This is a genomic window from Micromonospora fiedleri (assembly GCF_016774385.1).
Lineage (GTDB): Bacteria > Actinomycetota > Actinomycetes > Mycobacteriales > Micromonosporaceae > Micromonospora > Micromonospora gifhornensis.
Genome location: NZ_JAETXL010000005.1, coordinates 314,622 through 328,178, shown reverse-complemented (window position 1 = coordinate 328,178; position 13,557 = coordinate 314,622). Strand labels below are relative to the sequence as shown.

At 72.8% G+C, this 13,557-nt stretch carries 14 protein-coding genes; 9 read left to right on the top strand and 5 right to left on the bottom strand.

All coding sequences use genetic code 11. The features are described 5' to 3' along the window. Positions 1–40: 40 nt before the first annotated feature. Positions 41–1,189: a ribosome small subunit-dependent GTPase A gene (gene rsgA, locus JMF97_RS15625; RefSeq protein WP_203222241.1), complete on the bottom strand. Its 1,149-nt coding sequence runs from the start codon at positions 1,187–1,189 to the stop codon at positions 41–43. Further along, positions 1,159–2,460, bottom strand: coding sequence for a 3-phosphoshikimate 1-carboxyvinyltransferase (gene aroA / locus JMF97_RS15620; RefSeq protein WP_203222240.1), 1,302 nt, complete (start codon positions 2,458–2,460; stop codon positions 1,159–1,161). The genes rsgA and aroA overlap by 31 nt, the downstream gene beginning before the upstream one ends. Before the next feature lie 104 nt (positions 2,461–2,564). Here aroA and JMF97_RS15615 point away from each other — a divergent pair, with 104 nt between their 5' ends. From JMF97_RS15615 to rsrA, 5 genes are all read left to right on the top strand, one after another. Further along, positions 2,565–3,275 carry an SOS response-associated peptidase gene (locus tag JMF97_RS15615; RefSeq protein WP_203222239.1) on the top strand — a complete coding sequence of 237 codons (711 nt, stop codon included), beginning with the start codon at positions 2,565–2,567 and terminating at the stop codon, positions 3,273–3,275. 199 nt (positions 3,276–3,474) lie between these two features. After that, positions 3,475–3,867, top strand: coding sequence for a WhiB family transcriptional regulator (locus JMF97_RS15610; RefSeq protein WP_043721834.1), 393 nt, complete (start codon positions 3,475–3,477; stop codon positions 3,865–3,867). Positions 3,868–3,956: 89 nt separating this feature from the next. Continuing rightward, complete coding sequence (locus JMF97_RS15605) at positions 3,957–4,571, top strand: alpha/beta hydrolase family protein (RefSeq protein ID WP_203222238.1); 615 nt, start codon at positions 3,957–3,959, stop codon at positions 4,569–4,571. 267 nt (positions 4,572–4,838) lie between these two features. Next, positions 4,839–5,654, top strand: a complete 816-nt coding sequence (locus JMF97_RS15600; protein ID WP_275409877.1) for a sigma-70 family RNA polymerase sigma factor — start codon at positions 4,839–4,841, stop codon at positions 5,652–5,654. Between the two features lies 1 nt (position 5,655). Then, on the top strand, positions 5,656–5,943 hold the full coding sequence (rsrA, locus tag JMF97_RS15595) for a mycothiol system anti-sigma-R factor (protein ID WP_203222237.1): 288 nt from the start codon (positions 5,656–5,658) through the stop codon (positions 5,941–5,943). 111 nt (positions 5,944–6,054) lie between these two features. Here rsrA and JMF97_RS32340 read toward each other — a convergent pair whose 3' ends face one another. Further along, positions 6,055–6,129, bottom strand: a complete 75-nt coding sequence (locus tag JMF97_RS32340; protein WP_370461611.1) for a 50S ribosomal protein bL37 — start codon at positions 6,127–6,129, stop codon at positions 6,055–6,057. A 196-nt stretch (positions 6,130–6,325) separates the two neighbouring features. On the opposite strand from JMF97_RS32340, the gene JMF97_RS15590 reads away from it, so the two are divergent. Together JMF97_RS15590 and JMF97_RS15585 are read left to right on the top strand one after the other, a co-directional pair. Beyond that, positions 6,326–6,541 (top strand): biotin/lipoyl-binding carrier protein, encoded by a 216-nt coding sequence (locus JMF97_RS15590; RefSeq protein ID WP_203222236.1) that lies wholly within the window; start codon positions 6,326–6,328, stop codon positions 6,539–6,541. Beyond that, the gene (locus JMF97_RS15585) at positions 6,538–7,044 is read left to right on the top strand and encodes a GNAT family N-acetyltransferase (protein WP_203222235.1); all 507 of its coding nucleotides are present in this window, start codon (positions 6,538–6,540) and stop codon (positions 7,042–7,044) included. The genes JMF97_RS15590 and JMF97_RS15585 overlap by 4 nt, the downstream gene beginning before the upstream one ends. A gap of 352 nt (positions 7,045–7,396) precedes the next feature. Here JMF97_RS15585 and JMF97_RS15580 read toward each other — a convergent pair whose 3' ends face one another. After that, the gene (locus tag JMF97_RS15580) at positions 7,397–9,064 is read right to left on the bottom strand and encodes a tetratricopeptide repeat protein (RefSeq protein WP_203222234.1); all 1,668 of its coding nucleotides are present in this window, start codon (positions 9,062–9,064) and stop codon (positions 7,397–7,399) included. A gap of 193 nt (positions 9,065–9,257) precedes the next feature. Between JMF97_RS15580 and JMF97_RS15575 the strand changes: the two genes are divergently transcribed. Both JMF97_RS15575 and JMF97_RS15570 read left to right on the top strand, forming a co-directional pair. Beyond that, positions 9,258–10,289 (top strand): SIS domain-containing protein, encoded by a 1,032-nt coding sequence (locus tag JMF97_RS15575; RefSeq protein ID WP_203222437.1) that lies wholly within the window; start codon positions 9,258–9,260, stop codon positions 10,287–10,289. A 25-nt stretch (positions 10,290–10,314) separates the two neighbouring features. Beyond that, positions 10,315–11,853: a sensor histidine kinase gene (locus JMF97_RS15570; RefSeq protein ID WP_203222233.1), complete on the top strand. Its 1,539-nt coding sequence runs from the start codon at positions 10,315–10,317 to the stop codon at positions 11,851–11,853. Here the strand turns inward: JMF97_RS15570 and JMF97_RS15565 are convergent. Further along, a complete protein-coding gene (locus JMF97_RS15565) occupies positions 11,843–13,237 on the bottom strand; it encodes a glycosyltransferase family 39 protein (protein WP_203222436.1) in 1,395 nt (464 codons plus the stop codon). The two genes, JMF97_RS15570 and JMF97_RS15565, sit on opposite strands and share 11 nt — an antisense overlap. Positions 13,238–13,557 lie beyond the last annotated feature (320 nt).

Sequence of the window (13,557 nt, the reverse complement as noted above, 5' to 3'; positions counted from 1 at the left end):
CGTAGCGACGCCGCTGGCGCGCCGGCGGAGTGGGTCGCGCTCACTCCGCCCGCCCGCGCGGATCGTGCTCCGGCTCGTCCCGGGGGTTCGTCGCACCGCGCGGGTCGGTCTCACCGGCCCGGGAGGCCAGCAACCGGTGGTACGAGGCCAGCCGGCGCGGGTCGGCCCGACCGTCGGCGACCCAGGCGGCCAGCGCGCACTCGGTCTCGTCGGCGGTGTGTGTGCAGTTCGCCGGACAGTCGACGGTGGCCTCGACCAGATCCGAGAAGCCGTGCAACAGGCTCTCGGCCGACACGTGCGCCAAGCCGAAACTGCGCACCCCGGGAGTGTCCACGATCCAGCCCGGGTCATCCGGCAGGCCGGCCACTGCGGGCAGCCGCAGCGCCACCGCACTTGTCGACGTGTGCCGTCCCCGGCCGATCGCGCTGACCGTGCCGACCGCCCGCTCGGCCTCCGGCACCAGCCGGTTCACCAGCGTCGACTTGCCGACCCCGGAGTGCCCGACGAGCACCGACACCCGACCGGCGAGCAGGCTGCGCAGCGCGTCCAACGACGAGTCCGGCCGGATCAGCACGTACGGCAGTTCCAGCTCGGTGTAGTAGTCGAGCACCGTCTCCGGGCCGGCCAGGTCGGCCTTGGTCAGGCAGAGCAGCGGCTCGATGTCCGCGTCGTACGCGGCCACCAGGCACCGGTCGATGAAGCCGGTACGCGGTGGCGGGTCGGCCAGCGCGCTGACGATCACGAGCTGGTCGGCGTTGGCCACCACCACCCGTTCCAGCCGCCCCTCGGCGGTGCTGGCGTCGTCCTCGGCGGTACGACGCAGCACCGACCGGCGCGGCTCGATCCGGACGATGCGGGCCAGCGCACCGGGGGCACCGGAGGTGTCGCCGACCAGCCCGACCCGGTCACCCACCACCACCGACTTGCGACCCAGTTCACGGGCGCGCATCGCGGTGACGGTGGGGGCGTCCGGTGCGGCTGCGGCCAGCACACAGGTGTACCGCCCCCGGTCCACCGCGATCACGAAGCCGTTCTGCGCGTCGGTGTGCTGGGGCCGGGTGCGGGTACGCGGACGGGAGGATTTGCCGGGCCGGACCCGTACGTCGTCCTCGTCGTACTCGCGCCGCTTGGTCGCCAGGACCGCTCCCGTCTCTGCGTTCAGCTCTTGCCGGTCACCATCGCCGACCACAACGCCGGAAAATCGGGCATGGTCTTGGAGGTGCACGCCACGTCGTCCAGCTCGATGCCGGGCACGGCCAGGCCGGCCACGGCGGCGGCGTGCGCCATCCGATGGTCATCGTAGGTGTGGAAGACCCCACCGCGCAGCGGCCGGGGGCGGATCTCGAGCCCGTCGGCCGACTCGGTGACGTCCCCGCCCAGCGCGGTGAACTCACGGGACAGCGCGGCCAGCCGGTCGGTCTCGTGGCCCCGGATGTGGCTGACCCCGGTGAACACCGACGGAGAGTCGGCGAGCATGGCCAGCCCGGTCAACGCGGGGGTCAGCTCACTGACGTCCGACAGGTCGGCGTGCACACCGCGCACCCTGCCGGTGCCCCGCACGGTGAGCCCCTCGGTGGTCAGCGCGACCTCCGCACCCATCTGCTGCAACAGTGTACGCAGCCGCTCCACCGGCTGGGCGCTGCTGCGTGGCCAGCCCTGAAGGGTCACCTCACCGCCGGTGACCAGGGCCGCGGCGAAGAACGGCACCGCGCCGGACAGATCCGGCTCGATCTCCCAGCCCCGGCCGCTCAGCGGGCCCGGCTCGACCACCCAGACGTCGGGCGTGCTGTCGTCGACCGCCGCACCGGCGGCCCGCAGCATCTGCACGGTCATCCGCAGGTGGGGCGCGGAGGGCACGGGCGGGCCGACGTGCCGGATCACCAGCCCACGGTCGAACCGCGGCGCGGCCAGCAGCAGCCCGGAGACCAGTTGGCTGGAGGCGGAGGCGTCGATCACGACCTCACCGCCGGTGACCCGACCGGTGCCCTGCACCGCCAACGGCAGACTGCCGGTGTCGGGGGTGTCGACGCGTACGCCCAGCGAGCGCAGCGCCTCGATCAACGGACCCAGCGGGCGGGTCCGGGCGGCCGGGTCGCCGTCGAAGGTGACCCGGCCCTCGGCCAGCCCGGCCACCGGTGGCACGAAGCGCATGATCGTGCCGGCCAGCCCGACGTCGACGTGCGCCGGGCCGACCAGCCGGTGCGGCCGGACCAGCCAGCGCTCGTCGTCGGCGATCGACACGTGGGCGCCGAGCGCCCGCAGCCCGCCGGCCATCAGTTCGGTGTCCCGGGCGCGCAGCGGCTTGGCCAGGGTCGAAGGGCCGGCGGCCAGCGCGCTGAGCACCAGGGCCCGGTTGGTCATCGATTTGGATCCGGGCAGCCGCAGCGAGGCCGTGACCGGATTGCTGGCGGTCGGGGCGGTCCACGGCTGTAGCGGCCGGGTCGCGGTCAGGTTCCCCACGACTACATTCTGCCGCGTCGCGGTCGGGTGGTCCGCCCGCCGCCGGTACCACTCCCGGTGGACGGGACATCGCAATCGGCCGTCGGCGCGCTAGCGTGTGCGGCATGTGCGGGAGGTACGCCACGACCCGGAGCTCCGGTGAGCTGAGCGGACTGTTCGAGGCCACCGACGAGACCGAGGGTGCGCTGGTCGCCGACTACAACGTCGCGCCGACCGATCCGGTGCCCATGGTCCGGCTCGACGCGCAGGGACACCGGGCGCTCTCGCTCGGTCGCTGGGGCCTGCTGCCGGCCTGGTCCCGGTCGCCCGCCAACGCCGCCCGCATGATCAACGCCCGGGCCGAGACGGTGGCCACCAGTCGGGCGTACGCCCCCGCCTTCGCCCGCCGCCGCTGCCTGGTCCCGGCCGACGGCTGGTACGAGTGGGTCCGGCGGCCGGACGGCTCGAAACAGCCGTACTACATGACCTCGACGGACGACCCGGTGCTCGCCTTTGCCGGCATCTGGTCGGTGTGGGAGGGGCCGAGCGGCCCGCTGCTGACCCTCAGCGTGGTGACCACGGCCGCGCTCGGCGAGTTGGCCGAGGTGCACGACCGGATGCCGCTGTTGCTGCCGCGCCAGCGGTGGGCGACCTGGCTGGGCCCCTCGGACGACCCGGCGAGCCTGCTCGCGCCGCCGCCGCTTGAGTGGCTCGCCGGCGTCGAGATCCGGCCGGTGGGGCCGGGCGTGGGCAACGTCCGCAACGACGGCCCTGAGTTGATCGCCCGGGTGCCGTCGATGCCTGCGGCGGAGCCGGCGGACGTCACGCTGTTCTGACCGGTACGCCCGCGCATTGTCGGGAGTGATTTGCCGCGGTTGCGGATGAAACGTCAGCTAATCGTTCTGCCAACTTCGCGGCGAAGTCTTGTCTCGATGTGCACAAGTGCGATACAACACAGCGCCGGTGGTGGGTGTCGCTCTCTTCAAGTCGAGTGATATTCATCGATCTTGCTGGTCCCACGGGGGAGGTGGGTGGATGACTCGGGCACGTATGCCCCGTCCACATGAGGTAGCCGCTGCGCGGCGTGATCCGCGACTGTTGCGGGCGCTGCGCGAGCGTCGACAGGATGAAGCCTGGCGTACCAGAGGTACCTGCCAGAGCGTCGATCCGGAGACATTTTTTCCGGCGCCGAACGAGCCGGCCGACGCCGCGGTGGCGTTGTGTCGCAGCTGCGACGTGCAGGGCTCGTGCCTGGCCTGGGCATTGGAGGTCGGCGACTGCCACGGCGTGTGGGGCGGCACCACCCCCCGCGAGCGGCGGGCGATGCTGGTGGCCTGGCGTGACGAGGTGCAACCGGATCCCGATGTGGCGAGCGAGGCGGGCCCTCCCGTCCGCGACCAACTGCTCGCGCTGGTGACGTCCCGCTGAGGACCGGGCTGCCGCGTCGACCGTGACCGCGGCGCCTTTCCTGCCGAGGTCCGCCTCGCGCCGGGAAGGCGGGGCCGCAGAATGGGGCGGTGCCGCAGGACGAGATCATCCAGACCCCGCGTGGCCCGGCCCGGGTGGACATCGACACTCCACCCGGACCGGGCTCGTCGCTGCTCGTGCTGGGCCACGGCGCGGGTGGGGGTGTGGATGCCCCTGACCTGTGCGTGCTGCGCGATGCCGCGGTGTCCGCCGGGGTGATCGTCGCTCGGGTGACCCAGCCGTACCGGGTCGCCGGTCGGCGTGCGCCGGCACCGGCCGGGCACCTCGACGAGGCGTGGGGCGTGGTGCTCGCCGTGCTGCGAGACCGCTGGCCGGGCGTACCGGTGCTGGTGGGTGGCCGGTCCAGCGGGGCCCGGGTGGCCTGCCGCACCGCGACCACGGTCGGGGCCGTCGGGGTGGTCGCGCTCGCCTTTCCGCTGCATCCGCCCGGGCGGCCGGAGCGCAGCCGGGCCGGTGAGCTGGCGAGTGGCGTGCCGACCCTGGTCGTCAACGGCGACCGGGATCCCTTCGGCGTGCCGGAACCCGCTCCGGGGGTGCACGTGGTGATCCGGCCGGGGGAGCGGCACGACCTGCGGCTCGACCCGACCGGCACGGCTGCTGTGGTGCTCGACTGGTTGCGCCGACACGGCTGGGCGCAGGACTGACTGCTGCAAGGCCGTCGGCGCCGTGCTCGCGTCGGGCTGAGGCCGCTCTGCCGGGGTGGGTCGCCGTTTCCGGCTGCCGTTCGGGTCGTTGCACCCGATGGTGTCACCCGGGTTCGGGTGGCACCGGGCTCCCAGGCCCTTTCCCGGTCCCGGCCGTGGTGCACCCACCCCCGGCCGGGACCAGGAATGGGAGGACCGAGATGGAATGCCCGGACCTGCGACGGATGTTGCACCCCACGGACGAACACTGTGCGAGGGGGGTGACCGGTGCCGATCCAGTTCCGGATCCGGGAGCGCGACGAACGGGAGGCCACGCAGCTCAGGCAGCTGTTGGCCGGACCGGAATGGCCCGCGGCTGAGCCGCCGGCCAGGGTGGTGACGGGCACACCCGTCGGAACCCAATCTCCCGGCAGGTCTGGACGCGTATCCTCGGCGAGGAAGCATCCGACCCGAGGGGATGTGCGGTTGACCACCGAGAAGACGGACGAGCGCAGGGCCCGGTTCGAACGGGACGCGATGCCATTCGTCGACCAGTTGTACGCGGCGGGGCTGCGGATGACCCGTAACCCGGCGGATGCCGAGGACCTGGTCCAGGAGACCTACCTGAAGGCTTACGCGGCCTTTCACCAGTTCGAGCAGGGCACGAACCTGAAGGCCTGGCTCTACCGGATCCTGACCAACACCTACATCAACACCTACCGCAAGCGGCAGCGACAGCCGGTGCAGGCGCCGACCGACGAGATCACCGACTGGCAGCTCGCCGAGGCGGAGTCGCACACCTCCAGCGGTCTGCGTTCGGCGGAGACCGAGGCGCTGGACCGGCTGCCCGACAGCGACGTCAAGGAGGCCCTCCAGCAGTTGCCGGAGGAGTTCCGGCTCGCGGTCTACCTCACCGATGTCGAGGGGTTCTCCTACAAGGAGGTCGCCGACATCATGGGTACGCCGATCGGTACCGTGATGTCACGGTTGCACCGCGGTCGTCGTAATCTGCGCAAGCTGCTTGAGGGCTATGCCGCGGAGCGCGGCTTCTCCGCCGCGCCGTCGGCCCGGAGTTCGGCCGCTGCCAGTGGCCGGGAGGTGTGACGTGAGCTGTGGAGATCCGCATGAGACGGATTGCCGTGAGGTTCTCGCCGAGGTCTACCTCTACCTCGACCTGGAGTGCGCGCAGGAGCGCCGGACGCTGATCCGGCACCATCTCGACGAGTGCGGCCCCTGCCTGCGGGAGTACGGCATCGAGCAGGAGGTCAAGGCGCTGGTGGCCCGCTGCTGCGGCAACGAGTCCGCGCCGGACGAACTGCGCGAACGGCTGCGGGTACGGCTCAGCGAACTCGTCATCTTCGAGAGCACCGAATCGCGCGAACTGGCCGACTGAAGTCACTCTTCGTACGCCGACGCCGGTGGCCCGAACTGGGCCACCGGCGTTTCGGCTATGACCCGAGTCGGGTCATCGGCGTTTCCTGTCCGGTCCGCGATGCGGACCAGCTCAGGAGTTGGGGCGCTTGCCGTGGTTGGCGGCGCTCTTCTTACGGGCCTTCTTCTTGCGGGCCTTCTTCGCCATGCTGACCTCCTCGTGATGGTCGGATCGCCTGCGCACGACCTCGGCGCCGGTGCACGCACCGGTCCTCCGGCGCCAGGGTCCGACCTGTTGATGTTAGAGCCCGCTCATGGCGAACGCGGGCGGGGCTGCTCCGGCCCATGGGCGGCCGTCGCATGATTTGATACGTCGCAGGCAGTCGCGAGGGAAGGGGCCGAAGATGGCCGAGGAGATCCGCGCCGAGATGGTGGCCAACGTGTGGAAGGTCGTCGCGGCGGCCGGGGACACCGTGTCCGAAGGCGACACCCTGGTGATCCTGGAGTCGATGAAGATGGAGATTCCGGTGATCGCCGAGTCCGACGGTGTGGTGCAGCAGCTCGCGGTGAACGAGGGCGACGTGGTGCAGGACGGCGACCTGATCGCGGTGATTGGTTGACCGGCCCGCTGGTCCGTCCGGCCGTGCCGGCGGACTATCCGGCCGTGGCCCGGCTCACCGTCGCCGCGTACGAGGCGGACGGGCAGCTCAAGGGCGAGAACGGGTACGCCGACGTGCTGGCCGACGTGGCCGGCCGGGCGGCGCACGGTGAGGTGCTGGTCGCCGCCGACCCGGCCACCGGGCAACTGCTCGGCTCGGTCACCTTCGTCCTGCCCGGCAGCCCGTACGCCGAACTGTGCGGTCCCGGGGAGGCCGAGTTCCGGATGCTGGCGGTGGATCCGGCGGCACAGGGCCGAGGTACGGGCGCAGCACTTGTCGGGGCGTGCGTCGCCCGTGCCACCGAGCTGGGCTGCACCGCCCTTGTCATCTGCGTACGCGACGGCATGGCCGAATCCGCCCACCACCTCTACCGCCGCCACGGCTTCACCCGCACCCCCCACCTGGACTGGACCCCCCTACCCAACGTCCACCTCCTGGCCCTCCGCCACCCCCTCACCCCTTGACCCCCTGACTCCCCGGGACTCCCCGGGGCCGCCGGGACTCCCCGCGGCCTTGTCGCCGATCTTGCACCTTTGGTCGCCGATATGTCGTGCCTGTCAGCTTTGTCCCGGCCAAAAGTGCAAGATCGCGAGGGCGGGGTGGGGCGGGGTGAGGGTAGGGGTGGGCTGGGACTTCCCAGCCTCGCCGAGGACTCGACTCGCCGTATCTCGTCGCCGATCTTGCACTTTTGGTCGCCGATATGTCGTGTCTGTCAGCTTTATCCCGACCGAAAGTGCAAGATCGCGGGCGCGGGCGGCGCGGGCGGCGCGGGGCGCGGGGCGCGGCGTGGGAGCGAGGTGTGGGGGAGGGGAGGGGTTAGGGGGGTGGGCTGGGGAGGCGGGGGCGGAAGGGGCGGAGGAGGCGGCCGAGTAGGCCGCGGAGGGTGCCGCGGCCGGGGCGGGCGGGTGCGCCGGCCAGCATGCGGGCGAGGGTGGCGCATTCCGGGTCGAGGCCGGGGGTGGCCAGCGCCAGGTGGGCCAGGGAGACGGTGACCGGTAACGGTCCTGCTCGGTCACTGGCCGCAGCGGCGAGCCGTTCGGTGACCACCTGGGCCACGTCGGGTCGGATCGACGGGTCGACCCAGGCCGCCGTCACCAGGGCGAACAGGGCCGCTTCGGCGATCTCCGTGGCCTGGGCCAACTCCACCAGCACCTGCCGGCGGGTCGAGGAGGGCCAGGGTTCGTCGGTGCGGTGGTGCAGCAGGCCGAGGCAGGTCCACACCTGCACGCACCGTACCCACAGGGCGGGGTCCTGGCCGGAAAGCACCCGTCCCAGCGCGTTCTCCGGGGTCTCGGGCGGATGGGCCAGCAGGCCGAGCAGGTCGGTCAGGTCGAGGGTGGCCAGCGCCACCGCCGTGTCGTACGCGGCCGGTGGGTGCGGCCAGGCCAGGTGCGCCAGTTGGCGCAGCCGGCGGGTGGCTTCCGCCGAGGGGGGCGGGGTACCCGGACGTCCTGTCGACGGTTCGGCGCTGGTGAGGGGCAGGGGTTGGGGGCGTACCGTCGGCGGGGTCAGCTGCCCCAGCCACGGACGGCCACGGCAGCACTCGGCCAGGTCGGCGTGCTCGTGCGAGTCGTCGGGGTTGTCGCGGATGTAGTCGGCCAGCGCGACCAGGTGGCGTACGTCGCCGTCGCGCTGGAACCGCAGCCGGTGGGCGGTGTGCACCGCGCAGTCGAAGGACGGGTTGCGCGCCAGTGCCCGCTCGATCCAGCTCAGCGCCTCGTCCAGCCGGCCGTGATCGGCCAACGTGCCGGCGATGTCGGCGTACACCGCCAGGTCGTCCGGGTCGTGGTCGACGGCGCGGCGGAGCGCGGCGAGGCCCTCGCGGGTCCGGCCGGCGCTGCGCAGCGCGTACCCGAGCCAGACCTCGCCCATCTTGGACGGTGCGGCGCGTACTCCCCGGCTGGCCCAGCGCACCGCGAGCGGCACCTCGCCCGCGCGCCGGGCCAGCGCGGACGCCGTGCCCAGCAGCAGGGCGTGCTCGGGGTGAATGGTGATCGCGTTGCGGGCGAGCGTCAGGTACGGCGTCAGGGCGGCTCGGTCGGACCGGGGCACCGGGTCCGGGGCGGCGGCGCAGACCTGCATCAGCACCCGGGCCACCTGGTCCGGGCCGATCCGTTCGGCCAGCTCGGGGGAGGTGACCCAGGGCACGCCCGCCCAGTCCGTCCCGGGTGCGTGCGCGGCGGCGGCGACCAGCAGGTCAAGCCCTTCGGCCGGGCGACCGGCCGCGGCCAGCAGGTGTGCCCGGGCGACCACGGCCCCGACGAAGGTGTGATGGTGCAGCGGGAAGAGGTCCAGGCCGCCGGAACCGCCGGCCGTGGCCACCCGGGCGAGCGTCTCGTGCACCTCGGGCAGGGTCGGCGCCCGGGCGAGCGCGCTCGCGACATGGTCAGCGGCACGCGTCAGGTCACCGGCGTTCAGGGCCTCTCGGGCCAGGGCCAGTTCCTCCGTCGCCGGCAACGCCCGATCGTCCGTTCCCTCGGCCACGTCGTCCTCTCACTTGTCGGTACCGGTTGGCGGTGCGGCCGAGTCAGCGTAGGTGACGGCATCGACTTTTGGTGATTGGCTGCGCGATCCTGCTCATTAAATTGCATCTGAACGCCTAAAGGTGCAAGACTGAGCAGGAAGCGCGCGAGTATCGCGCAGGGGAGGAGTTTTCGTGACGCGCCCAGGAATCGGCATGGCGACCGACATCGACGAGCAGCCGGCGGGTTACGAGCGACTGCTCTCCGCCGAGTACGCCGCACCCATCGCCCGCGTCGCGGCAGCCATCGCCGAGCGCCGACCGCGGCACGTGGTCTTCACCGCGCGGGGCACCTCGGACCACGCCGCGCTGTACGGTGCCTACCTGGCCGAGATCCGGCTCGGCCTGCCAGCCGGTCTCGCCTCCCCGAGCGCGATCACCCTCTTCGGCGCCCGACCGGACCTCTCCGACGCGCTGGTCGTCGGAGTCAGCCAGAGCGGCGGCTCACCCGACCTGACCGAGGTGCTGCGGGTCGCCCGCGAGGCGGGCGCGCTCACCCTCGCGGTGACCAACGCGCCGGACTCGCCGCTGGCGGCGACCGCCGAACTCGGCGTGGACATCGCCGCCGGGCACGAGCGGGCGGTGGCGGCCACCAAGACGTACACCGCCGAACTGCTCGCCCTGCTGCTGCTGGTCGAGGGCATCCGGGCCGGTGACGGCGTGCTGCCCGAGGAGGAACGCCGCGCCGTGGCGGACCTGCCCGAGCTGGCCGCCCGTACGCTGGCCGATCCCACCGCGAGCGAACTCGCGCCGCGCTACCGGTTCGCCGGGCAACTGGTCACCACCGGCCGGGGGTACGCGTACCCCACCGCGCGGGAGGCCGCGCTGAAGCTGATGGAGACCTCCTACCTGCCGGCCCTGGCCTTCTCCGGCGCCGACCTGCTGCACGGCCCGCTGGCCATGACCGACCCGGACGTGCCGGTGCTGGCCGTGGTCGGCTCGGGCCCCGGCGGTCAGTCGATGGGCGAGGTGCTGCCCCGGCTGGGCGAGCGGCGGGCCGACGTGGTCGTGGTCGGCTCCGCCGAGGTCGCCGGCGCCACCCGGATCGCGGTGCCCGACGTCGACGAGCGGTACGCCCCGCTGCTGGACATCCTGCCGCTGCAACGGTTGGCCCTGGCCCTGGCGCTGGCCCGGGGTGAGGATCCGGACGCGCCACGAGGGTTGAAGAAGGTCACCGCGACGATGTGACCGCTCGCATGGCACGCTGGTCGGCGTGTCCACGCTGCGCGACCTCGCCGAAGAGCACACCCGTCTGCGCCCGGCCGACATCGACCACCTGCACCGGATAGCGGGTGACTGGCAACTGCTGTCCGACCTCTCCTTCGCCGACCTGCTGCTCTGGGTGCCGGTGGACGGGGAGGGCACCTTCCTCTGCGTCGCTCAGGTCCGCCCGACGACCGCGCCCACCGCCTACCAGGACGACCAGGTGGGGCGGATCGTCGGCGGGCCGGAGGTGGCGCACCTGGAGGTCGCCTACGGGCAGGGGCGGATCTGGCGGGAGGGCGACCCGGTCTGGTACGGCGACGTGCCCGCCCGGCACGAGGCGATCCCGGTCCGGCTGCGGGCCGCCGACGGTGAGTCCGGCGAGGTGATCGCCGTGGTGGGCCGCGACACCAACCTCTCCACCGCGCGTACCCCCAGCCAGCTGGAGCTGAACTACCTGACCACCGCCGACGACCTGGCCCAGATGATCGCCGACGGCACCTTCCCGCCGCCCCGACATCCCGGCGAGACCACCTCGGCGCCACGGGTCGGCGACGGTCTGGTCCGGCTGGACGCCGGTGGCAAGGTCACCTATGCGAGCCCGAACGCGCAGTCGGCGTACCGGCGGTTGGGCTACGCCTCCCACCTGGTGGGCGAGGATCTCGCGGCGCTGCACCGCCGACTGGCCAGCGATCCGCTGGAGGGCACGGAGGCGGCCAACGGCATCCTCGCCGCGCTGCGCGGCGAGGCGCCACCCCGGCGGGAGATCGACGCCCGCGGCGCGACCATGCTGACCCGGGCCCTGCCGCTGATGCCCGCCGGAGTGCCGATCGGCGCCCTGGTCCTGGTCCGCGACATCACCGAGGTACGCCGCCGCGACCGGGCGTTGATCACCAAGGACGCGACCATCCGGGAGATCCATCACCGGGTGAAGAACAACCTGCAGACCGTCGCGGCCCTGCTGCGCCTGCAGGCCCGCCGGGTCGGCATGCCCGAGGCCAGGGTCGCGCTGGAGGAGTCGGTACGCCGGGTGGCGTCGATCGCTCTGGTGCACGAGACCCTCTCCATGTCCAGCGACGAGGCGGTCGAGTTCGACGGGATCGTGGACCGGGTGGCCAGCGCGGCGACCGAGGTGGCGGCGACCGAGGTCTCGGTCGGCATGCGGCGCGAGGGCAGCTTCGGCGTACTCCCCGCCGAGATCGCCACGTCACTGGTGATGGTCCTCAACGAACTGCTGCTCAACGCCGTCGAGCACGGTTTTCCGCCGGCCGACGAGGGCGGGCCGGAGCCGACACCGCAGGAAGCACTGGCGCCGCCGCAGGTCGTGGTCACCGCACACCGGCTGCGCAAGACGCTGCACGTCACGGTCGCCGACAACGGTCGGGGACTGCCGGCCGGGTTCGACTCCGAGGGGGCCGCCAAGCTCGGACTGCAGATCGTCCGGGCGCTGGTCACCGGGGAACTCCGCGGCAGCATCGAGTTGCGTCCCGGTGCCGAGTGCGGCACCGAGGCCGTCCTCACGGTCCCCCTGGCCCGGGCTAGCGGGTGAGCAGGGCGACGGTGAGGCCGGGGCGGGGCCAGATCCGCTCGACGCTGTAGGCGGCGCGCAGCGCGTCGCCCTTGGCGCCGGGGACGGTGGCCAGCGGTCCGTCGCCCTGGCCGGCGACGACCAGCCAGACCCGGTGCACGTCGGCCAGGCAGTCGGCCGGCCGGCCGCACTCGGCGGCCCACAGGTCGCCCCGGTGCTGCTGCCCCTCGGCCAGCAGCGCGTCGCGAGGTGTCCGCTCGTGCAGGTGGTAGCGCACGCCGAGGTCGAGGAAGAGCCAACTGTCGCGGGGGTGGTAGACCACCGCGTCGCCGGGACGCTGGCCGGCGGCGATGATCTGCGCCGCGCCCCGGTAGTCGACGGTGGCGGTACGCGGCCACTCGTGCGTACGACGGAGCGCCACGTGGTCCGGCAGGCCGAGCAGACCGGCCAGGCCCACCACGACGAGCGCGACCCGGAAACGTGCCGAGGCCAACGCGGCACCGGCCAGCAGACAGCCGAACGGCACCACGAAGATCAGGTAGCGGGGCACCCACAGCGGGACGACCAGTCCGGCGGCGAACAACAACAGCACCGGCAGCAGCAGGCAGGCCACCGGCAGCGACGCGCGTCGACCGAGTCGTCCGGCACCGAGTGTCGCGAGCGCCACCAACAGGCCGCCCACCGCCGCGGTCTGCGCCAGCCCGCCGGGAAGCGCGGCCAGGTCACCGAGCCGGGCGGTGTCCACCCAGTCGAGTTGCCGCTCCCGCTGCTCACGGGCGCGCAGGGCCAGCGGCGTGACCAGCACCGCCGTCGGCACCAGCGCGAGCAGGAAGGGCCCGAGCGGCCCGAGCCGCCCCACCAGCCCCTGACCGGAGCGGCGCGACTCCGGCCTGTACGTGAAGACCACGACGGCGTGCGCGACGATCAGCGTCAACGCGATCAGGTGGGTCAGCCCGAGTGCGGCTGTCGCGACGGCGTACGCCACCCATCGACCTCGGCTGGGCCGGCGCAGGGCGTCGACCAGCAGCAGGGTGCTCAACAGGGCGAGGGCGGTGGCCAGGGCGTACGGCCGGGCCTCCTGCCCGTAGCGGGCGGTGGCGGGCAGCACCGCGAAGAGCAGACCGGAGAGCATGCCGACGCGGGTGTTCCACAGCCGTTGACCGAGTACGGCGGTGAGTCCGGCGGCTGCCGTCATCGCCAACGCGGACGGCAGCCGCAGTGCGGCCACCGTGTCGCCCGCGACCAGCAGCCAGTAGTGCATGAACAGGTAGTACGGCCCGGTCGCGGCGTCGATGGTGCCGGCGAGCCGGAACAGGCCGGCCACTCCGCGGGTGGCGGCGCTCCAGGTCGCCAGCTCGTCGCGCCACGGCTGCGCGGCGTCCAGCCCGACCAACGTGACGAACATGGTGAGGGCCGCCGGCACCAGCCACACCGGCAGCGAGCGCAGCCGCCACCCGGTGAGCCGTACGCCCGTCCCGGCGGCCGGAATCGACCTACCGGACAAATCACCCATGACGTGAGCCTGCCACACGGTCGTGCCCGCCGATGGCGGCAGCGATCGCCCGTGATGTGGGATCTCGCACGCACTCATTGGCCGGCCTGTCGGCGGTGTGGCAGCATGGCCCTCATGACTGCCGCCGTGGTACGCCGTCTCGTGGCTCGCCGCCACGTTGATTACGGCCGCGTGCGCAGCGCCATCTGTCCGGCCCACTGACGACGCCCGAC